Here is a 21,237-nt window from a genome sequence, read left to right on the forward strand (position 1 = left end):
GGGAGCGGCGCCGACGAACGGGTGGATACCTAGTACCGCTCGAACCCCCTGTGCAGTTCCCAATCCGTGATGCGGCGGTCGTATTCGAATTGCTCCCACTTAGCGGTGTGGACATAGTGTTCGAGCACATCCTCGCCGAGCGCCTGCTTCAGCATCTTCGACTTCGCCAGCGTCTCGGTGGCGTCGCGCAGCGTCTTGGGAATCTCCGGCAGGCGCGATGCCTGATAGGCATCGCCGACAAACGGCTTCTGCAATTCCAGCTTCTCGTCGATGCCGGCAAGACCGGCCGCGATCAGCGCTGCGAAGGCAAGATACGGGTTGAGATCGGCGCCGCCGATGCGGCATTCCATGCGGATGCCCTTGGTGCCCTCGCCGCACAGGCGGAAGCCGGCGGTACGGTTGTCCTCGCTCCACATGATCTTGGTCGGCGCGAAGGTGCCGGCCTGGAAGCGCTTGTAGGAGTTGATGTAGGGCGCCAGGAACCAGGTGAATTCCTTGGCGTATTTGAGCTGGCCGGCGGCCCATTGTTGGCCAAGCGTTGACAGCGTCCAGTCGGCGGTTTTGTCGAAGAACAGCGGCGTCTTGCCGTCGGCGCTCCACAGCGAATTGTGGATGTGGCTGGAATTGCCGGCGAGCCCGTAATTGTATTTGGACATGAACGAAATCGCCTTGCCCTCGGACTCCGCGATTTCCTTGGCGCCGTTCTTGAGGATGACGTGACGGTCGGCCATGTCGAGCGCCTCGGCGTAGCGCACATTGATCTCTTCCTGACCCGGACCCCACTCGCCCTTGGAATTCTCGATCGGAATGCCGGCCGCTTCCATCTCGTTGCGAAGCCGGCGCATGACGCCTTCTTCCTTGGTGGTGATGCCGATCTGGTAGTCGCCGATATAGGGCGATGCGGTATCGAGACCTTGCCAGTGCTTCTTGCGGGCGGAATCGTATGTCTCGTTGAACAGATAGAATTCGAGCTCGGAAGCGAAATAGCCGATATAGCCGCGCTCGCTCAGCCGCTTGACCTGCTTCTTGAGGATGGCGCGCGGTGAATGCGGCAGATCGTCATGCGTGTGGTGGTCGAGCACGTCGCAGATCACGAGAGCGGTCTTTTCCAGCCAGGGAATGCGCCGCAGCGTGGCCAGATCCGGCTTCATGACGAAGTCGCCATAGCCCTTCGACCAGCTCGCCGCCTTGTAGCCGGGCACCGGCTCCATATCGATGTCTGCGGCCAGCAGATAATTACAGCCATGCGTTTCGTCATGCGCGGAATCGACAAAGTACTGCGCCAGGAAGCGCTTTCCCGCCAGCCGGCCCTGCATGTCGACGATGCAGGCGAGTACCGTGTCGATCTCGCCGCTGGAGACCGCTTTCTTCAACTGATCGAACGAGAAATTTCCGGCCATTCCTTTGGCACTCCAGCGCTTGGGCTTTGATTGATCGAACGAAACCATGGCCGGCACGATGCCGGCCATGGCCATGATAGCTGATGTCAGTGGCCCGTTTCGCCGACGGCTAACTCGGCGGCAGCGATGGCGGCCTGGCGCTTGGCGATCTGGTCGCCGATCGGCGGCCCCTTGAAGCGCCGGTTCTCGAAGCCGAACCAGAGCACGGCGGTCAGCACGATGAAGCCTATGGTGATGTAAAGCACCTTGTCGTTCGGCGGCTGGATCGCGATGTAGAAAATAATCACCATGCCGACGAGCGACAGTACGCAGAAGAGCTTGAACAGGCCGCCACCGAGGTTCCACGGGCCTGGATTCGGCCATTTCGCGGTTCCGAAAGCCATCATGCCGAGCATGATAGGGATGATGAAGGACAGGAAAAGGAACACCAGCGTCGAATTGACAACGATGGTGTAGATGTTGGTGCCGCCGATCGAGATGAACTGCGCCAGAAAGACATAGATGATCTCAAGGATCGCTGCGGTCCAGATGGCGTTGACCGGGGTACGCCAGGCTGGACTCACCTTGGCCAGCGACCCCGAGCCAACCGGCATGCCGCCGTCGCGGGAGAAAGCAAAGAGCATGCGCGAAGCCGAGGTCACCGTGGCGAGACCGCAGAGAAACTGCGCGATCAGGATTCCCAGATAGAGCAGTTCCTTCAGCCACACCGGCAGAATCGTGTCCATGGTGGCGAAGAACACGTTCCAGCCCTGCTTGGCGCCTGCCGCCAGATCCGGGATCGCCAGGACGATGGCGCACAGCATCACCCAACCGATCAGCGAGGACCAGACCACCGACGACACGATTGCCCGCGGAACCGAGTGCGCAGCCTTCAGCGTTTCTTCCGACGTGTGCGCCGACGCGTCATAGCCGGTGATAGTGTAGACCGGCAAAAGCAGGCAGAGCAGGAAGAGATAACCCATGGAATCCGTCTGCGGGAAAACACCGCCGCCCGCATCACCCGAATAATTGGTGAAGGTCCACAGCCGCGTGACGTCGATCGCCGGCGCGAACACCAGGCAGGCCACGATCAGCACTGCGGTCGTTCCGAGAATGATGAAGCCGGAAGCATCGGTCAACATGGCTGTCAACTTGATGCCGAAATGATTGAGCAAGGCCTGCAGGACCGTAATGAAAGCGACGAAGCCGACGATTTCGCCTGGCGTACCGGTCATCCCGAACCAGCTTCCGAACGTTCCTGTGAAGAAGAACGCAGTGCCGATGTTGATCGCGCCGAGCACCGTGATGAGACCGAGCAGGTTGAGCCAAGCGGTGAGCCAACCGGTGAAGCGGTTGCCGAGGATCGAAGCCCAGTGATAGAGGCCGCCGGCGGTCGGAAACGCCGAAGCGATCTGCGCCATGGCGAGGGCGAAAAACCCGGAAACGGCACAGCCCACGATCCAGCCGATGCCGGCACCGGCGCCGCCGACCGACGAAGTTGCCTGGGCGAAGGAATTGATGCCGCCCGACAGGATACAGATGATCGAGAACGAGATGGCGAAGTTCGAGAAGCGGCTCATGCTTCGCGACAGTTCCTGGGCGTAGCCCATACCGTGGAGTACCTTCAGGTCCTCCTTCTTGTCGACTTCCGTATAGTCTTGCGTTGACATTTTTGATCCCCTTTTACGTTCTTAACTGGCCGATTGTATTGACTTTCCCAATGGGTCTTGTCGGGAGCCCCTTACCTCCTCTGGCTCCAGATCCGAAAAAATGCCCGTGAGCAGATCCGCCCATTTCCGCTGCCCGGTCTCGCCGGCGATTTCGTCGTTGCGGATTTCGATCATCGCGCAGGGCAAGCCGCGCGATCGCGCATGCCGTTCCAGCGTGAAATAGACGCGGTCGGCCGGCGAATACGGCTCGTTGACGCCGACGGTGACGTTGGCAAGCCGCTTCAGCGCTGATATCAGCGGCGCCGCCAGCCGGCGATCCTCGTCATGGATGATGCCGATATGCCAAGGCCGGTTGCGGCCCTTGTAGACCGGCGTGAATGAATGCACCGAAACCAGGCGGGTCGCCTGTCCACGCGCCAGCCGGTCATCGACAATCTGCTCGATGGCGGCATGAAACGGCTGCCATGACAGGGCAACACGGGCCGCGCGCTGCTTTTCCGACAGGCCGGTATTGCCCGGTATGGCCGTTGTCTCGCTGACCGGCGGGACCAGGTCGGGCGCGTCGAGCGGCCGGTTGCAGTCGACGACGAGACGCGAAATGCGGGTTTCGACCAGCGTCGCGTCGAGCGCTTGCGCCATGCGGCGGGCAACCGGCAGCGCGCCTGGATCCCAGGCGATGTGGCGGGACAGGTCCTCGGCGGCAAGGCCGAGCGTGCCGAATTCGGCCGGCAGGTAGTTCGAGGCGTGATCGCAGGTCAGCACGAAAGGGCTCGACCCGCCGGGGTTCGTCACCCTCACGGTATCAGACGATGCAAGGCTGGCGGGCCGTGCTTTCTCCATAGTCTGCCGTCCCCGGGGAGCGCTGTATCGTATGTTACGTATTTTGCCTCATTGCGTCCCTGTGGATGATTTCATACAGTTTGTCCGGCTTTGTCAAATGCGATTTCGGAAAAGACCATCGACCGAGCCAGGGTGGGGAAAAGATGATTTCCAACATTGCCGAACTGATCGCCGACCGCATCGGCACGATGCCGGCCGGCGAACGGCGCGCGGCCCAGACGCTGATCGCTTCCTATCCAATGATCGGCCTGAAGACGGTGGCCGAATTTTCGGCCGCGGCCGGCGTTTCCTCGCCGACGATCCTGCGTTTCGTTGCCCGGCTGGGCTTCCAGAACTATCCTGAATTCCAGTCGAGCCTGCAGGACGAACTAGCCGCCCAATTGCAATCGCCGGCGACAAGGACGCTCAACCCTCCCTCGCCCGGCGGCGGTACCGTGTCACCAATGCTGGAAGCGACGCTCGACAATATGCGCGAGACGTTCCGGCATCTGTCCGACAAGCAGCTTGCCGACATCGCCGCCCGGCTCGCCGACCGGCGCGGCAAGACCTTCCTGATCGGCGGCCGCTTCACCGATCCGCTGGCGCGTTACATGGCCGCCCACCTCGCCGTCATCCAGCCTGATGTCTTTCACCTCGCCGGCCAGGAAAGCATGTGGCGCGACCGGCTGATCGACATGGGCAAACGCGATGTGCTGGTGATCTTCGACATCAGGCGCTACCAGGACAGCCTCGCCCGCTTCGCCGAAAAGGCGCATCAGCGCGGCGTGCAGATCGTGCTGTTCACCGACCAGTGGCTTTCGCCGATCGCCCGCTTTGCTCGCCACGTCATCGCCGGACGAACCGCGGTGCCGTCGGCGTGGGATTCCTCCGCTGCCTTGTTCGTCGTCGCCGAAACGCTGATCGGCGCCGTCACTAGGCAACTGGAAGCAGAGGGCGCCAAACGCATCCGCGAGATGGAAAGTCTGCGTTAGGCTTCAAACGTTACATATATTTAATGTGCGCAGTCACTGGAGAGTTGTCATAAGGACGCGATACCGGGGTGGCTTCTTGCCTTATAATAGCCTCGCTGCGTCTGCTTCATTTCGGGAAACCGGTAGACGGAAGGATTTGTTTTACCGACCGGAGTGCCGATGGCCGCCTGGAAACAGATACTTTTTGCACTCATGGTGCTGGTGGTGGCGGCAGGCGCATGGCTGCGCTTTTATCCGGGCGCTCACGACGTGCTGGCAGGCTGGGGCATCGACTGGGCTTATGCGGCAGCGCCCCCGGCTGAAAGCGGTGCCGCCAGCGCGAAGCAGGCAAACGGCCGCAACGGCAACCAGCGGGTGAACGTGGTCGCCCTTGCGGCCACTTCGGCTGTTATCAACGACCGCCTGCAGGCAATCGGCACCGGCCGTGCCAACGCCTCGGTGACCGTCAATCCCTACAGCTCCGGCCGCCTCGCCGAACTGCTGGTCGAATCCGGCAGCCATGTCGATAAGGGACAGATCCTCGCCACCCTCGATTCCGAGACCGAAGTGATCTCTCAGGACCGCGCCAAGCTCGCCTTGCAGGATGCGCAGGCCAAACTCGACCGCGTCAGGTCGCTTCGTGCCTCCAATGCCGCGACACCAGTCGCAGTGGCCGATGCCGAAGTGGTCTTGGCCGGCGCCAAGCTGGCGCTTCAGGATGCGGAACTGGCGCTGCAGCGCCGGTCGATACTGGCACCGATCGCTGGCACCGTCGGCATCCTGCCGATCTCGGCCGGCAATTATGTCACCAACCAGTCGGCCATCGCCACGCTCGACGACCGGTCCTCGATCCTGGTCGATTTCCTGGTGCCCGAGCGCTTCGCTGCCGCCGTCAAGGTCGGCGCACAATTGACGGCGACGCCGATCGCCAATCCCAGCGACGCTTATAGCGGCACCGTTTCGGCCATCGACAACCACATCGATGAAAAGAGCCGCACCCTGCTGGTCAAGGCCAAGATCGCCAACCCTGCGGATTCGTTGCGCGCCGGCATGTCGTTCGGCATCACCATGAAATTTCCGGGGCAAATCTATCCGGCCGTCAGCCCGCTGGCGATCCTGTGGGGGTCGGACGGCGCCTATGTCTGGCAGATCGAGGATGGCAAGGCCAGGCGGGTCCCGGTGCGCATCATACAGCGCAACACCGAGACCGTGCTGATCGACGCCGAGATCGACAATGGCGACATGGTGGTCACAGAGGGCACCCAGAGCGTCAGCGAGGGCGGCGCGGTCCGCCTTGCCGGTGAAGAGCAGCGCGCCGCGGACGCCGCCGCAGGCACATGACCAGCCCCGCCAACACTGCCAGCGAGACCGGCTTCACCGCCCTGTTCATCCGCAGGCCGGTGATGGCCTTCGTGCTGAACACACTGATTGCGGTCGCCGGCCTGGCCGCCTTCTACGGCGTCGAGATCCGCGAACTGCCTGATGTCGATCGCGCGGTCGTCACCGTTTCCACCACCTTCGAGGGCGCGGCGGCCGAGACCGTCGATCGCGAGCTGACCGACACCATCGAGGGCGCCGTCGCCCGTGTCTCCGGCGTCAAGTCGATCTCGTCGTCTTCCTCATTCGGCTCGAGCCGCGTCACCATCGAGTTCAACGATGGCGTCGATCTGAATGTCGCCGCCTCGGACGTGCGTGATGCCGTCGGCCGCGTCGCCAACCAGATGCCGGACACCGCCGATCCGCCGCGCATCGTCAAGGCCGACGCCAATTCCGACCCGGTGATGCGGCTGGCGGTGACCTCGGACGACATGTCGATCCAGGACATGACCGTGGTGGTCCAGGACCAGATCGAGGACGAGTTGGCCGCCGTGCCGGGCGTTGCCGACGTCCAGGTCTATGGCGACCGCGACAAGATCTTCCGCATCGACGTCGATCAGAACAAGCTGGCCAGCCTCGGCTTCACGGTTGCCGACCTCAGGGCCGCCCTTGCCTCGGTCGCCTTCGATTCCCCTGCCGGTTCGATCACCACGACCAACCAGGACCTGATCGTCCGCACGACTGCCGACGTCACCACGCCGGGAGAGTTCGAAAACATCATCATCGGCGGCACGACGCGCATCCGCGATGTCGCCACCGTCACGCTCGGCCCCGACGTCGGCCAGACCACATTGCGCTCGGATGGCAAGACCGGCATCGGCATCGGCGTCATCCGCCAGGCGGAATCGAACACGTTGGACATCTCGACCGGCGTCCAGTCCGCCGTCGCCAAGTTGCAGGAAAACCTGCCCAAGGGCATGTCGATCAAGATCACCAGCGACGACGCGGTCTTCGTCAAGGGCGCGGTGCACGAGGTCGAGATCGCGCTCGGCCTGTCCGTCACCATGGTGCTGATCGTCATCTATGTGTTTCTCCTCGACTGGCGCGCGACGCTTATCCCCGGCCTGGCGATGCCGGTCGCCATGATCGGCACCATCGCCGCCATCTATCTGGCCGGCTTCTCGGTCAACATCCTGACCCTGCTCGCGCTGGTGCTGGCGACCGGCCTGGTCGTCGACGACGCCATCGTCGTGCTCGAAAACATCGTGCGACGACGCAACGAAGGCATGGGACCGCGTGCGGCCGCTGTGCTTGGCGCGCAGGAAGTGTTCTTTGCCGTTATTGCCACCACCTTGACGCTGGTCGCCGTCTTCGTGCCGATTTCGTTCCTGCCCGGCCAGACCGGCGGCTTGTTCCGCGAATTCGGCTTCGTGCTTGCCATGTCGGTGCTCTTGTCCTGCGTGGTCGCGTTGACGCTGTGCCCGATGCTCGCCTCGCGCATGCTGACCGGCGCATCGCTCCACCACGAAGGTGGCCATGGCATCGGCGCCCGCATCGGCGGCGCGCTCAATACGGCCTACAAGCGCGGCCTGCACGCCTGCCTCGACGCGCCATGGATCGTGCTTCTGGTCGCGGTGCTGTTCGCCGGCACCGCCTTCACGCTGTTCGGCACCATCCGCCAGGAGCTGACGCCGACCGAGGACCGCGCCGCCGTGCTTCTGCGCATCAGCGCCCCGCAAGGCGTCAGCCTCGACTACACAACGCAGCAGATGCAGAAGATCGAGAGACTGATCCAGCCGATGCGCGATTCCGGCGAGATCCGCAGCACTTTCGAAAATGCCGGCCAGAACGGCTCCTACAACTCCGGCTTCATGGTGATGACGCTGGCGCCGTGGAACGAGCGCAGCCGCAGCCAGCAGGAGATCATGGCCGAGATCAGCCAGCTGACCAGGCAGGTGCCGAGCGTGCGTATCTTCCCGGTGCAGCCCAACAGCCTCGGTATCCGTGGCGCCGGCAACGGCCTGCAGTTCGCATTGGTCGGCAACGACCGCAAGGCGCTCGGCGATGCCGCCGTGAAGATCATCGCCGAGATGCAGAAGGACCCGCGCTTCCAGACACCGCGCCTGTCCATCGACCCGACGCAGCCGCAGCTCGCCGTGGCCATCGACCGCGAGCGGGCCTCCGACCTCGGCATCGACATATCAGGACTGGCCAACACCTTGCAGGCCATGCTCGACGGCAACGACGTCGTCGACGTCTACATCGCCGACCGCAGCTACGGCGTGAAGCTGGTCTCGACCACCAATCCGATCAACGATCCGACGGATCTGGAAAACATCTTCCTGAAAACAGCCGACGGACGTTTCGTGCCGATGTCGACCATCGCCACGCTGACCGAACGCGCCGTGCCGCCGTCGCTGTCGCGCGAACAGCAGCAGCCCTCTGTGGCGATCACGTCCAACCTCAGCGGCGACTTCGCGCTTGGCGATGCGCTCACCCGCGCCGAGCAAATCGCCACGCCGCTGCTGCCGCCAGGCAGCCGCATCCTGCCGCTGGCCGAGGCGGCGACGCTGGGCGAGACCAACAGCGCCATGGTCACCATTTTCGGCTTCGCGCTGGTCATCATCCTTTTGGTGCTGGCCGCCCAGTTCGAAAGTTTTGTCAGCGCCGTCATCATCATGGCGACGGTGCCGCTCGGGCTGGCCTGTGCGATTTTCGCGCTTCTCCTCTCGGGCACCAGTCTCAACGCCTACAGCCAGATCGGCCTGGTGCTTTTGGTCGGCGTCATGACCAAGAACGGCATCCTGATCGTCGAATTCGCCAACCAGTTGCGCGACCGCGGGCTTGGCGTGCGCGAGGCGATCGAACAGGCCTCGATCATCCGCGTGCGGCCGGTGATGATGACGATGATCTGCACCGTGCTCGGCGGCCTGCCGCTGGTGCTGGCGAGCGGCGCCGGTGCCGAGGCGCGCGTCGCGCTCGGCTGGGTCATCGTCGGCGGCCTGGGGCTGGCCACGGTCTCGACGCTGTTCCTGACGCCGGTCGCCTATCTCCTGCTTGGCCGCTTCGTCACGCCGAAGACCCACGAGGAAGCCCGACTGAAGCGCGAGTTGGAGGAAGCCGCCTACACCAATGTGGAGCCGGCTGAATAGAAATTCCAGGAAAAGTGTGTAGCGGGTTTTCGTCCGGAATTTCGTAAGAAAAATAATTCCGCCTATCTCAAGAACCGGCCTTCGATCGACCAGCGCGCGGCGAGGAAATTCAGCACCGCCGCCACCACGACGCCGCCGATTTTCGCCGGCCACACCCCGATGATGCCGGCGAACAGCGCGATCGAGAGGCTGGAGACACCGAGCGAAATCAGCGCTCCAAGCGTGGCGAAACGAAGGAACGCGTCATGCAGCCGGATGGCTCGATTGCGCTCAAACGACCACAAGCCGTTCGCCGCGAAGGAAAAGGTGACGGCGACGAACCAGGCAGCGATGTTGGCCGGCACCGGCGGAACCCCGAGCTTGAGCAGCAGGAAAAAGCTGGCAAGGTCGATGGCCGTGTTCGCCAGTCCGACAATGGCGAAGCGGACGATCTTGCTGCCGGCCGAACGCTGGGGCCGATCGGCGTCGCTCATCTCTTGCCGTCCAAGATCTCGACGCCGGCGCGGGCCAGGCTGGCTCCGAACGGGTCCGATGCGAGGGCCGCGAATTCGACCTCGCGCACACCTTGCATCATGTCGCGCGCGCGCAGCGTCTCGTCGACATGGCCGGGATGACACATGAACAGCCCTCGCTCCGGCAACCCTTCGACGGCGGCCTGCAGAACCGCAGCGAACTTTTCCGGTTGCCGCCAGTCATAGATGCCGGCGAGCGGCTGGAAAACGGTGAAGCCCGCGCGCTGCATCGAGCGGTTGAACCCGGCGGCGAGCGCGGCAATCGCAGCGACTTTCGCTCCCGCGGCCAGCGCCGGGGCGCCGCGCAGGGCCGGCCTGTCGGCGCCTTCTGGAAACCGTGCGCACAGCCATGTGCGCACGACAGGAAGGAAATGCACATGCTGATGCCCGTCGACGAAATCGGGGCGGCGGCCAAGCGCCTCGACGAAGCGGCTGTACTGGGCGTCAAGCTCGGCATGGACATGGCGGGCGCCGATGCGGTCGCGCAGAACAGGCACGGCCAGTGCGCGGAGCGGTGGCAGCCGGCCTTCCGGCGCCAAGGCCGACCGGCCGGTGACGGCCAACTGGTCGGTCAAGGTGAGGTGCAGCCCAACCGCGGCCCGGCCGCACAGCGGTTTTATGCGCTCTGCCTCCTTTGCCCACTCGGGAAAGCCGGTCATGCAGCTGGTGCCGGTCAGGCGCCCCCGATCGAGAAGATCGAGAATCCCGGCGGAAACGCCAGGCGCCAGGCCGTAATCGTCGGCGATCAGGCGAATGCGCCGCGTCATCTGTTCGAAGAGCCCGGCTCCGGCCGGTCGGCGGGGGCATCGCTGCGCACGACATCGCGCACGAGATAGACCGGCCGATCCTTGCTCTCGCTGAGCGTCACCCAGACATATTCGCCGATCAGGCCAAGCAGGGTCAGATTGAGGCCGCCGAGCAGAACGACGGCAACCAGCAGGCTGGGGTAGCCCGGAACGGCAATGCCGTAGAGGATCACCTCGAAGAACACCTTTGCACCATAGAGCGCGCCGGCCAACGCCGCGAGCAGCCCGCTAAGACTGATCAGGCGCAGCGGAATGACGGAGAACGAGGTGAACCCTTCGAGCGAGAAGGCGATCAGGTTGAGCCGGCTCCATTTCGATGTGCCACTGGCGCGGCCTTCCGGCGAATAGGGCAATGCTTTCTGGCGAAAGCCCGCCCAGGCAAACAGGCCCTTGTTGAAGCGACGCTTGTCACGCAGACTGGTCAGTGCGCGCGCCACGGCGCCGCGCATGACGCGAAAGTCGCCGGCATTTTCGGGAATGTCGAAACGCTGGCTGCTGTTGATCAGGCTGTAGAAAAGCCGTGCAAGCTGGCTGCGCCGCCAGCTCGCCTCGCGGCGGTCGTTCTGGGCGTAGACGACGTCGACGTCGGGATGGTTCACCAACTCGGCGATCAGCTTCAGGCTGATGTCCAGGGAATGCTGGAGGTCGGCGTCCATGATCAGCACCATGTCGCCGCGCGACTGGTCGAGGCCGGCGAGCACAGCGACTTCCTTGCCGAAATTGCGGCTGAGGCGGACGATCTCCCACGATCCCGTCAGCGCTTGCGAAAATCGTCCGGCGCCATCGTCACGGCTGCCGTCATCGACCAGGATCTTGTGCACGGTCATGCCGAAGCGCTGTGCCACGGCCGCTTCGAGCTCGCCGAGCAGGCGCGCGAAGGCCGATGCCGAAGCCGCCTCGTTGAAGAATGGCGCAACGATATCGAGGCTCTGTCGCAACTCAGCCATTCGCGACTCCCGCATTCACCACCTTTTCCCGTGCCTTGGCCCAGAACCACCAGATCAGCGAACCGGCGATGAAAGTGACGGCCACCGGCCGGAACCAGGGGAAGAGGAAATCGTGCACATGGCGCTCGACGCCGCTCAGCCCGGCCGCGAACAGCGTCATCGACAGCACCGAGGCGAGGACGCCGCCTCGTTCTTCGCGCCACAACAGGGCGATGGCAAGACCGGCTGGTACCGCGATCATGGCAAAGGTGTTGGGCTCGACGCGCGGGTTGAAGACGCACATGTAGAAAGTGGCCGTCAGGAAGATCACCAGCGCCGCCTTTCCCTGTTCGAGCCTGCGGTCGAACCAGATGACGGCAGAAAGCGTAAGCAGGGCCATGACCATGCGCACGATCGTTGCGCCGAATTCCGGTATCGGCAGCCCTATCGTGGTGAACGGTGCCGTGAAATCGGTGGACACGAAATGGCTGGTATTGTCGACGGCCATGGAGGTCAACATCTGGGCGAAGACACGATACTGATCGTTGAGATAGCCGGCGGGAGCAAAAGCGTAAGGCAGTGCGAGCACGAACAGCACCGCCAGCACCAGCACCGGTATCAACCGAAGCCGAAGGGCTCCTACCAACAACAGCATTATGATCGCGGTCGGCTTGGCGATGATGGCAAGCGAAGCCCAGAAGAACGTCTCCGCCCGTCGCCCTTCCAGCGCCGACAATGTGAGAAGCCAGCAAGCGCCGGTCAAAAGGATCGTCGCCTGGCCGTTGCGGATCGCGCCGAGCGCCATCGGCAAAGCGAGGAAGAGGCCGAAAGAAAGCAGCCACATCAACTCGCCACCACCGAGCTTGCGCACCTGCCGCATCGCGGCATAGGTCAGCACCGCAAACCCGAGGGAGTGCCACACCACGCCGCCCAGATGCGGACCGAGCTTGACTATCGGAGTGTAGAGCGCGGCGAAGGCCGGCGCGTAGAGATACCCCATCTCGGATTGGGTGTCGTAGAGCGGCAGACCGGCCAGAAGCGCCTCGCTGCCGTCTATATAGGCCTTCCATACCGTCCGCGTGTACGGCGACCGCAGGACCATGGCAAGAACGACCAGGAACGCTCCGATCCACAGGCCAAACCCCAAACGGTCGAAAACCGGCTTGGAAATCGTCATCAAGGCGCTCCACACAATCCCGGAACTGGATCAGTCCAGCCTGTCCCGGCATTCGATGGCGGCGGCATATCACGGACGAAGCGGCGTGGCATAGGGGTCTGAAAGACTCGGACACTCGCCTGACGATCCGGACAGCTGCCGGATACCGGCATTCTCCGTCCGTCGAAAGCTCTCGTATCCAAGTTTCTCGCGTCTTTCGAATTGCTCTAAGGCCGGATGAACACCTTGCCGTTAGGCTTGGCCAGTTCCGCTGGCACCCGCGCCATTGCCTCGGCGAGCGGCACCACCGCCGTCACGTCGGTCGACCAGCGCCCATCGGAAAAACGCTTCTGCGCTTCCAGGATCGCCGGGCCGCGGCGGTCGCGGAACTGGCGCATCCACTCGCTCAGCCAAAAACCTTCGATATGCTTATGCTGGAAGATCAGTTGACCGGGCTCGCGGATAACGGTGGCTTCGGGATCGAGCCGCCCATAGATGATCCAGCGCGACCGCTTCGGCATGACGTCGAAGATGGCGGAGGCAAGCGGCCCGGTCACCGCGTCCAGGAAAATGCGCGGCTGTTCGGCCTTCATCACCTCGCGCAGAGCCGCCTTGAAATCCGGCGCCTTTTCATTGAGCACGTGCGCCGCGCCAAGCGCTTTCAGCAAAGCGATCTGATCGTCACGCCGCACGGTGACGATCGGTCGGAAACCTGCCTCCCTGGCCAGGCCGATGATCAGCTTGCAGAGCTGGCTGGCGCCGGCGGTCATGACGAAGGCCTTTTCGCCTTCCTCCTTGACGACGTCGAACATGGCGAGCGCGGTGAGCGGGTTGACGATCATCGCCGCGCCATCCTCGTCGCGGACCGTGTCGAGAAGTGGGATACACGCCACTGCCTCGGCAGCGGCATAATCGGCCCATGAGCCCCAGTTGCTGACACCGGTGGCAAAGGCGACGCGCTTGCCGATCAGGCTTTTGGGATAGGGCTCGTCCCCGCTGGCGACGACAATCCCGACGCCCTCGAAGCCGGCCGGCTGGCCCTTGGCGCGCGGCTGGCCGTACTGGCCCTTGATGAAGGCGATGTCGGAGGGGTTGATCGAGGCGAGGTTGACCTTGATCAGCACCTGCGTCGGTCCGGGTGTCGGCACCGCGATGTTGCCCGGCTCGAGATACGGCTCCGTCGCCTCCAGCACACTGCCGCTCGGCGTCCTGGTGTAGCCGTCGCCGACCAGCAGCAGCGCCTTCATTTCGGAGGGGACGGCCATTGGAACACTCCGTGCTTGGGCTGTCGGCATCGCCGGATGACGATGCCGGCGCTCAGACCTTTTCCTGCGTGTATTTCTTCAGCTCGGTGCGCGCCACCTGACGGCGATGCACGGCGTCCGGCCCGTCGGCAAGGCGCAAGGTCCGCAGATGCGTCCACGACCGCGCCAGCGGCGTGTCCTGGCTGATGCCTTGCGCGCCGAACATCTGCACCGCCTCGTCGGTGACCTTGAGCGCGACGCGGGGTGCCACCACCTTGATCTGGCTGATCCAGGGGGCCGCGGCGCGGGCGTCGCCCTGATCGATCATCCACGCCGCCTTGAGGCAGAGCAGCCGGGCCATTTCGATCTCCATGCGGCTTTCGGCGATGATGTCGAAATTGGCGCCGAGCTTTGCCAGCTTCTGGCCGAAGGCTTCGCGGCGCAAGGAACGCTGGCACAGCATCTCGAGCGCCATCTCGGCCTGTCCGATGGCGCGCATGCAGTGATGGATGCGGCCGGGGCCGAGCCGCCCTTGCGCGATCTCGAACCCCCTGCCCTCGCCGAGGATCAGGTTCGATGCCGGTACCCGCACATTGTCGAAGCGGAGATGCATGTGGCCGTGCGGCGCGTCGTCATCGCCATAAACCTGCATGGCCCGCACCTTGGTCACGCCTTTTGTGTCCGACGGCACCAGGATCATCGAATGACGGCGGTGCTGCGGCTCCTCATCGCCGCCGGTCCTGACCATGACGATGTAGATGGCGCAGCGCGGATCGCCTGCGCCCGAAGCCCACCATTTCTCGCCATTGAGCACATAGTCGTCGCCCTGACGCTCGCAGCGCATGGCAATGTTGGTGGCATCGGACGAGGCGACATCCGGCTCGGTCATCAGATAGGCCGAGCGGATCTTGCCCGCGAGCAGCGGTTCCAGCCATTCTTTCTTGTGGTCGGCCGAGCCGTACCGTTCCAGCACCTCCATGTTGCCGGTGTCGGGCGCCGAACAGTTGAAGGTCTCGGCGCCGAGATGCGCCTTGCCCATCTCTTCGGCCAGATAGGCGTATTCGACGGTGGAAAGGCCGTAGCCGCGTTCCGAGCCGGTCAGCCAGAAATTCCACAAGCCACGCTCCCTTGCGGTTTTCTTCAGCCCTTCGAGGATCTCGCTCTGGCGCGCACTGTAGACCCAGCGGTTGCCTGCCTTGCCCACTTCGCTGAGGAATTCATGGTCGAGCGGCATGATCTCGTCGCGCACCATGGCCGCGACGCGCGCGTGGATCGGCTTCAACCGCTCGGTCATGCCGAGATGCATCTCCGTCATCAGTCGCTAACCCTTCATGCATGCCAGGCATTTTGTCAGTGGCAAGGATGACCGTACTTCGGATAGCCTTGTCAACGCGAACTGTTTGCCCGCATGCCGAGCGCGGAGGATTGTGATGAGCTATCTGGACGAGCTGTTTTCGGTGGCCGGCAAGACCGCGCTGGTGACGGGTGCCGCGACCGGCATCGGGCGCATGGCGGCGACTGCGCTGGTGCAGGCCGGCGCCAACGTGATGATCGCGTCGCGCAAGGGCGATGACTGCGTCAAGGTCGCCGAAGAGTTGAACGAGCTTGGCGCATCCGGCCGGGCCGAAGGCTTCGCCGGCGATGTCTCCAGCGAAACCGGCATTGCCGCACTCGTCGCCGAGGTCAAAGCGCGGACCGGGAAACTGCATATTCTGGTCAACAACGCCGGCGTCTCCTGGGGCGCGCCGCTGGAAAGCTTCCCCTATTCGGCATGGGCCAAGGTGTTTGGCGTCAACGTCACCGCGGTCTTCCATCTGACCCGCGAATTGCTGCCGCTGCTTGATGCCGCCGCCAGCGACGCCGATCCGGCCAGGGTGATCAATCTCGGTTCGGTGATGGGCACGCAGCCGCTGGCCGACGACGCCTATTCCTACACGGCGTCCAAGGCAGCCGTGCATCATCTGACCCGCACCCTTGCGCTCGAGTTCGCCGGCCGCCGCATCACCGTCAATGCCTTCGCTCCCGGCCCCTTCCAGAGCCGGATGACGGCATTCGCCACCAGTACGGATGAGCAGGCCAGGCACGTCGGCAGCCATGTTCCGATCGGCCGTATCGGCGCACTGGATGACATTGCCGGCGCAACGCTCTATTTGTGCAGCCGTGCAGGCAGCTATGTCACCGGCGCCATCCTGCCGATCGACGGCGGACAGTCGGTGCAGCATGGGCTGACCCTGTTCAAGGAATGACATTTTCCGGCCACAGAAGCCGGGGGTGAACTGGAGGACATGAGCGTGGAACCGATCAGTCTCGATGTGCTTCTGGCCAGTGTCGGCAAGGAGGTTGGCGTGTCGCCATGGCGGGCGGTCACGCAACGCATGATTGACCAGTTCGCCGACGCCACCGACGACCACCAGTTCATCCACTGCGATCCGGAGCGGGCCATGCGCGAAACGCCGTTCGGCGGCACCATCGCGCACGGCTTCCTATCGCTGTCGCTGTTGTCGGCGATGACCTTCGAGACCATGCCGCCGCTGGAAAACGGCAAGATGGGCGTCAACCACGGCTTCGATTCGCTGCGCTTCCTGGCGCCGGTGAAAACGGGCGCGCGCATCCGCACGCGTTTCGTGCTGGCCGACGTCAAGGTTCGGCCGTCGGGCTGGGTGCAGACCGCGCATGACGTGACGATCGAAATCGAAGGTTCGAAGAAGCCGGCACTGACCGCGCGCTGGTTGACGCTGACCTTGATCGAACGCCAGCCCGAGACGGCATGAGTGATCCCGTACTCGACCAGGCAGCGCTTGCGCCTTACCTCGAGGCGAACATACCGGGCTTTTCCGAGCTTGCAGCAGTCGAGAAGTTCAAATCCGGCCAATCGAACCCGACTTACGTTTTGACGGCGGCAAGCGGCCGTTACGTGCTGCGCGCCAAGCCGCCGGGGCAATTGCTGAAATCGGCGCATCAGGTCGACCGCGAATTCAGGGTGATGAGCGCGCTTGCCGGCACCGCCGTGCCCGTGCCTGCCATGCTGCATCTGTCGGCGGAAGACTCGCCCATCGGCCGCATGTTTTACGTGATGGATTTCCTGGACGGCCGCATTTTCTGGGATCCGGCCCTGCCGGAGGCTCGCGACAACGAAGAACGCGCCGCTATATACGATGCCATGAACGAAACCCTCGCGGCGCTGCACGAGATCGATGTCGGGACAGTGGGGCTCGGCGATTTCGGGCGGCCGGGAAATTATTTCGAGCGGCAGCTGGCGCGCTGGACCAGCCAGTACCGCGCCTCGGAGACTGACGCAGTCGCCGACATGGACGGGCTGATTGCCTGGTTGGAAACGCATATGCCCGCCGATGATGGCCGGATCTCGTTGGTGCATGGCGACTACCGGCTGGACAATCTGATCTTCGCGCCGGACCGGCCGAAGGTGCTGGCGGTGCTCGACTGGGAATTGTCGACATCAGGCCACCCCTTCGCCGATATCGCCTATCAATGCATGCAATGGCGGCTGCCGCACGCTTCCGGCTTTCGCGGCCTGGGCGGTGTCGACCGTTCCGCACTCGGCCTGCCCTCCGAGGAGGACTACGTCGCCGCCTACTGCCGGCGGCGCGGGCTCACCGGTATCGGCAACTGGACGTTCTATCTCGCCTTTTCCTTCTTCCGGCTGGCCGCGATTTGCCAGGGCGTCTACAAGCGGGCGCTGGACGGCAACGCCTCCAATCCGGAAAAGGCCCGGACCTATGGCGAGGCGGTAAAGCTGCTTTCGCGTCTTGCCGCGAAGCTGATCGACAAGGAAGCGTGATGGGCCGCTTTGACGGAGCAAAGGTGCTGATCACGGGTGCCGCCAACCTCGACAAGCGTCGGCACGATCCGAAGCATACCGCCTGGGAACTTCCCGTGCCCTTGTCCGTTTCCGTACAGCGTATATAATTTAGCCAGCCACCAACCAACCAAAGGCACCGGATCTTGCCGCAGAGCGTCCAGACACGCCGCGAGAAACAAAAGGCCGAACTGCGCTCCGAACTGGTCGAGGCCGCGCACAAGCTCGTCCAGGAAGAAGGCTATGAAGGCCTGACCATCCGCAAGCTGGCCAAACGGGTCGGCTACGCCCCGATGTCTGTCTATTCCTACTTCGCCGACAAGCAGGACATCTTGTTTGCTCTGGCCGAGGATGCATTCGAGACACTCGCCCGCCGCATCGAGGAGCATCCATCCGATGATCCAATCGAGGCCTTGCAGGCGGTGATGACCGAATATGCCGCTTTCGGACTCGGCAATCCCAACGAATACCGCACCGTGTTCATGACCGAAAAGACCAAGCTGCCGGAAGGCTACAATGAAATGGAGGAGAGCAACCCTGCTATGAAGGTGCTGATCAGCAGGGTCGAGGCCTGCGTCGCCGCCGGCAAATTGCAGGGCGATCCGCGCGCCATCGCCACCATGCTGTGGGCGGTCGGACACGGCACGATCTCGCTGCTCATCACCTTTCCGTTTTACCCCTTCGGCGATCCGCAGGCCTTCGTGAAGCGGATGTGCGATTTCACGCTCGCCACGCTCAGCACGCAAAACGTCCCGCCTCTGACCGAGACACCGGTCAACTGCTGAACGCCGTTTCCTGGTTTTGTGTATTCCCCTCCAGACCTGGGGGTTCTTGGTTAACAAAAATCTATTGTACGCGTACGGTTTTCCTTGAACTTCGCGATCGACGGGCGTATATGTACAGCGTATCGTACATGTACGAGAGAAATTCACCCGTCGGTACGAATTGAATTCGACCCGGAAACCGGAGACTGACAATGAAAAAGACACTCGTCACCCTCGCCGCCGTGCTGGCACTTTCGGGCTCGGCCTTCGCCGCCAACACCACCCATCCCGTCAAGCATGCGCCGGTGGCGGCCTGCGTTGACACCAGGACCAACGTGAAGCTCGATTGCGCTTCGACCGGTTCGGTCGAGAAGAAGGGTGCCACGCAAAATACCGCTGAAGGCAAGGGCCCGCGGCTCGGCATCAGCATCAATCCGTGGATTGTACCAAGCGCATTTTGACATCAGCAAAGATCGCGTCTGGCCGGCACAAGCCGGCCAGCTTCAGCCGACCGAAACCGGCAGCTTCGCCGCTGAACTCTCGAAGGCCGCGTCGATCAGCTTTTGCATGTCCGCGGCACGCCGGAACGACGGATCGCCATTCCGGCCTGTATCCAGCGCATCGGCAAAGCGTGGCGCATTGCGCTTGACACTGGGCAGCGCCAAGATCTGCCAGCGCTGAAGATCGACATCGCCGCCGAGACAGGCCGACAGGTTCGATGCCTTGCCGTCGGTTTCGACCCTGATGGCGCCCTTGGTGCCGTGCAGGGCCAGCGACAGATCGTTGGCGTGGCCGGTCATGTAGCGGCTCGCCACGATCGTAGCGAGCGCACCGGAACTGAGCCGCGCCGTCATTGCCACGCTGTCATTGGCGTCCAGCACATAGTCGCCGATGCGCTCGCCCTCGGCCTTCGGAAACGTCACCAGATCGGCATGCAGGCTGACGATATCCTGGCCGGCGCCATAGGTGGCGAAGTCCAGGATATGGATGCCGACATCGCCCAGCACGCCGGTCGAACCGTGCCGGCTCGACAAGCGCCAGAGCCATTTGTCCTCGACCCGCCAGTCGCCCCACGACTGGCTGACCAGCCAGCTTTGCCGGTAGCTTGCCTCGACATGGCGCAACACGCCGATCTCGCCGGCCAGCACCATGCGCCGCGCTTCATGGATCGCCGGTGAGTTGCGATAGGTCAGGTTGACCATGTTGACCACCCCTGCAGCCTCGGCCGCTTCGGTCATATCAAGCGCGTCGGCGTGGTTCGGCGCCAGCGGCTTTTCGCAAAACACGTGTTTCCCCTCAGCAAGCAGCGCCAGCGTCGTTGCCATATGCGCACCATCCGGCGTCGCGTTGATGGCGGCATCGAACTGACCCCAGGCGATCGCCGCCTCCAGGCTCTCGAAAGATTCGCCGATCTTGCTGACGGCGGCAAACGCCGCCGCGCGGCCAGGCACCTGGTCGACGCAAGCGACGATGCTGCAGCCCGGGATCCCGGCAAACTCCTCGACATGATGCCCGGCGATACCGCCGGTGCCGAGCAGAAGAATTCGATGCATCAGTTCAGGCCCCCAGCCACCTCACACCCCAATCAGCTCAGGCCCGAATCAACTCAGGCCCTTGTCGCCGTCGGCATGCAGGCGCAGCCCCTTCTGCACGATCTTCTCCTTGGCCGCATCCGTCGGCACGTTCGGCGCATTGGTGATGCCGGACCATGCCGGCGCCGGGTTGTGCGCCCAGTGCACGGCGTTGCGCAGCACCTGCTGCACGCCCTCATTGTGATAGATCGGATAGGTCTCGTGGCCGGGCGAGAAGTAGAAGATCCGTCCCGCGCCGCGCTGGTAGGTCAGCCCGGACCGGAACACCTCGCCGCCCTCGTACCAGGAGACGAACACCGTCTCCAGCGGCTCCGGCACCGCGAACGGCTCGCCATACATTTCGGTCTCGCCGATCTCCAGGCACTCGCCGATGCCTTGCGCGATCGGGTGGCCGCGGTTGATCGCCCAGACGCGCTCGCGCTCGCCCGCCTCGCGCCATTTCAGCGAACAGGGCGTGCCCATCAGCCGCTTGAATATCTTCGAGTAGTGGCCGGAATGAAGCACGATCAAGCCCATCCCTTCCCACACCCGCTTCTGCACCCGCTCGACGATCTCGTCCTTGACCTCGCCATGCGCCGCGTGGCCCCACCACAAAAGCACGTCGGCGGCCGCCAGGCGCTTTTCGCTCAGGCCGTGCTCGGGCTCCTGCAAGGTTGCGGTGGTCGCCTTGATGCCCTTGTCCTGGTTGAGGGCGGCGGCGATGGTGCCATGCATGCCCAAGGGATAGAGGTCGCGCAGGGCTTCATTGGTCTGCTCGTGGACATTCTCGCCCCAAACGATCGCTTTTGTCGGCATTTTTATCTCCCAAAGCGCTTTAAATAGCATGTCAAAAGGGATTGAGAAGGTGCCGATGCCGCCTGGCCCGATGGAATACTACGTCTTGCGCTTCTTGCGCCCCGGCACGGTCTTGGCCTTGCCCGGTTTCGCCGGTGCGCCGGGGATAGCGGTTCCGGTAATGGATATCGGATCACTGGCCGGGAACGTGTCTTCGAGGCCTTCCTCGAGTTCCTCTTCGGCGCTCGGGGCTTCATGCCGCTCATGTTCGAGCGAGCGGACGGCCGATGTCTTTATGACCGGCGACTTCGGTGGGGAATTCGACGGCATCGGCATTC

At 63.4% G+C, this 21,237-nt stretch carries 20 protein-coding genes; 8 read left to right on the forward strand and 12 right to left on the reverse strand.

What is annotated here, in order from left to right; genetic code table 11:
- Positions 1-29 precede the first annotated feature (29 nt).
- The 3 genes from EOB49_RS01110 to EOB49_RS01120 form a co-directional block, all read right to left on the reverse strand.
- Positions 30-1,400, reverse strand: a complete 1,371-nt coding sequence (locus tag EOB49_RS01110) for a glutamine synthetase family protein (protein ID WP_127329399.1) — start codon at positions 1,398-1,400, stop codon at positions 30-32.
- An 86-nt stretch (positions 1,401-1,486) separates the two neighbouring features.
- Positions 1,487-3,049, reverse strand: coding sequence for an amino acid permease (locus EOB49_RS01115; RefSeq protein WP_127379895.1), 1,563 nt, complete (start codon positions 3,047-3,049; stop codon positions 1,487-1,489).
- 21 nt (positions 3,050-3,070) lie between these two features.
- On the reverse strand, positions 3,071-3,889 hold the full coding sequence (locus tag EOB49_RS01120) for an N-formylglutamate amidohydrolase (RefSeq protein ID WP_127379896.1): 819 nt from the start codon (positions 3,887-3,889) through the stop codon (positions 3,071-3,073).
- Positions 3,890-4,032: 143 nt separating this feature from the next.
- Between EOB49_RS01120 and EOB49_RS01125 the strand changes: the two genes are divergently transcribed.
- From EOB49_RS01125 to EOB49_RS01135, 3 genes are all read left to right on the forward strand, one after another.
- Positions 4,033-4,860, forward strand: coding sequence for a MurR/RpiR family transcriptional regulator (locus EOB49_RS01125; protein ID WP_127379897.1), 828 nt, complete (start codon positions 4,033-4,035; stop codon positions 4,858-4,860).
- Between the two features lie 159 nt (positions 4,861-5,019).
- Positions 5,020-6,180: an efflux RND transporter periplasmic adaptor subunit gene (locus EOB49_RS01130; RefSeq protein ID WP_127379898.1), complete on the forward strand. Its 1,161-nt coding sequence runs from the start codon at positions 5,020-5,022 to the stop codon at positions 6,178-6,180.
- A complete protein-coding gene (locus EOB49_RS01135) occupies positions 6,177-9,308 on the forward strand; it encodes an efflux RND transporter permease subunit (RefSeq protein ID WP_127379899.1) in 3,132 nt (1,043 codons plus the stop codon). Before EOB49_RS01130 ends, EOB49_RS01135 begins: the two co-directional genes overlap by 4 nt.
- Before the next feature lie 62 nt (positions 9,309-9,370).
- Here EOB49_RS01135 and EOB49_RS01140 read toward each other — a convergent pair whose 3' ends face one another.
- The 6 genes from EOB49_RS01140 to EOB49_RS01165 all read right to left on the reverse strand — a co-directional run bounded on the left by EOB49_RS01140 (position 9,371) and on the right by EOB49_RS01165 (position 15,267).
- Entirely contained in the window at positions 9,371-9,781 is a 411-nt protein-coding gene (locus tag EOB49_RS01140; RefSeq protein WP_127269060.1) for a GtrA family protein, read from the reverse strand.
- Positions 9,778-10,587, reverse strand: coding sequence for a ChbG/HpnK family deacetylase (locus EOB49_RS01145; RefSeq protein ID WP_127379900.1), 810 nt, complete (start codon positions 10,585-10,587; stop codon positions 9,778-9,780). Before EOB49_RS01145 ends, EOB49_RS01140 begins: the two co-directional genes overlap by 4 nt.
- Complete coding sequence (locus EOB49_RS01150) at positions 10,584-11,573, reverse strand: glycosyltransferase family 2 protein (protein ID WP_127379901.1); 990 nt, start codon at positions 11,571-11,573, stop codon at positions 10,584-10,586. The genes EOB49_RS01145 and EOB49_RS01150 overlap by 4 nt, the downstream gene beginning before the upstream one ends.
- The gene (locus tag EOB49_RS01155) at positions 11,566-12,729 is read right to left on the reverse strand and encodes a glycosyltransferase 87 family protein (RefSeq protein WP_127379902.1); all 1,164 of its coding nucleotides are present in this window, start codon (positions 12,727-12,729) and stop codon (positions 11,566-11,568) included. Before EOB49_RS01155 ends, EOB49_RS01150 begins: the two co-directional genes overlap by 8 nt.
- A 206-nt stretch (positions 12,730-12,935) precedes the next feature.
- The gene (locus EOB49_RS01160) at positions 12,936-13,973 is read right to left on the reverse strand and encodes a zinc-binding dehydrogenase (RefSeq protein WP_127379903.1); all 1,038 of its coding nucleotides are present in this window, start codon (positions 13,971-13,973) and stop codon (positions 12,936-12,938) included.
- A 52-nt stretch (positions 13,974-14,025) separates the two neighbouring features.
- On the reverse strand, positions 14,026-15,267 hold the full coding sequence (locus EOB49_RS01165) for an acyl-CoA dehydrogenase family protein (RefSeq protein ID WP_127379904.1): 1,242 nt from the start codon (positions 15,265-15,267) through the stop codon (positions 14,026-14,028).
- A gap of 115 nt (positions 15,268-15,382) precedes the next feature.
- Here EOB49_RS01165 and EOB49_RS01170 point away from each other — a divergent pair, with 115 nt between their 5' ends.
- The 5 genes from EOB49_RS01170 (at position 15,383) to EOB49_RS01195 (ending at position 18,994) form a co-directional block, all read left to right on the forward strand.
- Entirely contained in the window at positions 15,383-16,198 is an 816-nt protein-coding gene (locus tag EOB49_RS01170; protein ID WP_127379905.1) for an SDR family oxidoreductase, read from the forward strand.
- A 39-nt stretch (positions 16,199-16,237) separates the two neighbouring features.
- Positions 16,238-16,723, forward strand: coding sequence for a MaoC family dehydratase (locus EOB49_RS01175; RefSeq protein ID WP_023810115.1), 486 nt, complete (start codon positions 16,238-16,240; stop codon positions 16,721-16,723).
- Positions 16,720-17,751 carry a phosphotransferase gene (locus EOB49_RS01180; protein ID WP_127379906.1) on the forward strand — a complete coding sequence of 344 codons (1,032 nt, stop codon included), beginning with the start codon at positions 16,720-16,722 and terminating at the stop codon, positions 17,749-17,751. Before EOB49_RS01175 ends, EOB49_RS01180 begins: the two co-directional genes overlap by 4 nt.
- A 164-nt stretch (positions 17,752-17,915) precedes the next feature.
- The gene (locus EOB49_RS01190; protein ID WP_127268963.1) at positions 17,916-18,554 is read left to right on the forward strand and encodes a TetR/AcrR family transcriptional regulator; all 639 of its coding nucleotides are present in this window, start codon (positions 17,916-17,918) and stop codon (positions 18,552-18,554) included.
- 191 nt (positions 18,555-18,745) lie between these two features.
- Entirely contained in the window at positions 18,746-18,994 is a 249-nt protein-coding gene (locus EOB49_RS01195; protein WP_127379907.1) for a DUF680 domain-containing protein, read from the forward strand.
- Between the two features lie 42 nt (positions 18,995-19,036).
- Here EOB49_RS01195 and EOB49_RS01200 read toward each other — a convergent pair whose 3' ends face one another.
- The 3 genes from EOB49_RS01200 to EOB49_RS01210 form a co-directional block, all read right to left on the reverse strand.
- Positions 19,037-20,086, reverse strand: a complete 1,050-nt coding sequence (locus EOB49_RS01200) for a Gfo/Idh/MocA family oxidoreductase (RefSeq protein WP_127379908.1) — start codon at positions 20,084-20,086, stop codon at positions 19,037-19,039.
- Positions 20,087-20,134: 48 nt separating this feature from the next.
- Complete coding sequence (locus EOB49_RS01205; RefSeq protein WP_127379909.1) at positions 20,135-20,920, reverse strand: ThuA domain-containing protein; 786 nt, start codon at positions 20,918-20,920, stop codon at positions 20,135-20,137.
- 78 nt (positions 20,921-20,998) lie between these two features.
- Positions 20,999-21,229: a hypothetical protein gene (locus EOB49_RS01210; protein WP_127329425.1), complete on the reverse strand. Its 231-nt coding sequence runs from the start codon at positions 21,227-21,229 to the stop codon at positions 20,999-21,001.
- Positions 21,230-21,237 lie beyond the last annotated feature (8 nt).

This window comes from Mesorhizobium sp. M7A.F.Ca.MR.148.00.0.0 (assembly GCF_003997735.1).
Lineage (GTDB): Bacteria > Pseudomonadota > Alphaproteobacteria > Rhizobiales > Rhizobiaceae > Mesorhizobium.

What these genes read in the sequence shown, in the direction of transcription:
- EOB49_RS01110 (WP_127329399.1), bottom strand. Translation starts at nt 1,400, where the DNA reads ATGGCCGGAAATTTCTCGTTCGATCAGTTGAAGAAAGCGGTCTCCAGC.
- EOB49_RS01115 (WP_127379895.1), bottom strand. Translation starts at nt 3,049, where the DNA reads ATGTCAACGCAAGACTATACGGAAGTCGACAAGAAGGAGGACCTGAAG.
- EOB49_RS01120 (WP_127379896.1), bottom strand. Translation starts at nt 3,889, where the DNA reads ATGGAGAAAGCACGGCCCGCCAGCCTTGCATCGTCTGATACCGTGAGG.
- EOB49_RS01125 (WP_127379897.1), top strand. Translation starts at nt 4,033, where the DNA reads ATGATTTCCAACATTGCCGAACTGATCGCCGACCGCATCGGCACGATG.
- EOB49_RS01130 (WP_127379898.1), top strand. Translation starts at nt 5,020, where the DNA reads ATGGCCGCCTGGAAACAGATACTTTTTGCACTCATGGTGCTGGTGGTG.
- EOB49_RS01135 (WP_127379899.1), top strand. Translation starts at nt 6,177, where the DNA reads ATGACCAGCCCCGCCAACACTGCCAGCGAGACCGGCTTCACCGCCCTG.
- EOB49_RS01140 (WP_127269060.1), bottom strand. Translation starts at nt 9,781, where the DNA reads ATGAGCGACGCCGATCGGCCCCAGCGTTCGGCCGGCAGCAAGATCGTC.
- EOB49_RS01145 (WP_127379900.1), bottom strand. Translation starts at nt 10,587, where the DNA reads ATGACGCGGCGCATTCGCCTGATCGCCGACGATTACGGCCTGGCGCCT.
- EOB49_RS01150 (WP_127379901.1), bottom strand. Translation starts at nt 11,573, where the DNA reads ATGGCTGAGTTGCGACAGAGCCTCGATATCGTTGCGCCATTCTTCAAC.
- EOB49_RS01155 (WP_127379902.1), bottom strand. Translation starts at nt 12,729, where the DNA reads ATGACGATTTCCAAGCCGGTTTTCGACCGTTTGGGGTTTGGCCTGTGG.
- EOB49_RS01160 (WP_127379903.1), bottom strand. Translation starts at nt 13,973, where the DNA reads ATGGCCGTCCCCTCCGAAATGAAGGCGCTGCTGCTGGTCGGCGACGGC.
- EOB49_RS01165 (WP_127379904.1), bottom strand. Translation starts at nt 15,267, where the DNA reads ATGACGGAGATGCATCTCGGCATGACCGAGCGGTTGAAGCCGATCCAC.
- EOB49_RS01170 (WP_127379905.1), top strand. Translation starts at nt 15,383, where the DNA reads ATGAGCTATCTGGACGAGCTGTTTTCGGTGGCCGGCAAGACCGCGCTG.
- EOB49_RS01175 (WP_023810115.1), top strand. Translation starts at nt 16,238, where the DNA reads ATGAGCGTGGAACCGATCAGTCTCGATGTGCTTCTGGCCAGTGTCGGC.
- EOB49_RS01180 (WP_127379906.1), top strand. Translation starts at nt 16,720, where the DNA reads ATGAGTGATCCCGTACTCGACCAGGCAGCGCTTGCGCCTTACCTCGAG.
- EOB49_RS01195 (WP_127379907.1), top strand. Translation starts at nt 18,746, where the DNA reads ATGAAAAAGACACTCGTCACCCTCGCCGCCGTGCTGGCACTTTCGGGC.
- EOB49_RS01200 (WP_127379908.1), bottom strand. Translation starts at nt 20,086, where the DNA reads ATGCATCGAATTCTTCTGCTCGGCACCGGCGGTATCGCCGGGCATCAT.
- EOB49_RS01205 (WP_127379909.1), bottom strand. Translation starts at nt 20,920, where the DNA reads ATGCCGACAAAAGCGATCGTTTGGGGCGAGAATGTCCACGAGCAGACC.
- EOB49_RS01210 (WP_127329425.1), bottom strand. Translation starts at nt 21,229, where the DNA reads ATGCCGTCGAATTCCCCACCGAAGTCGCCGGTCATAAAGACATCGGCC.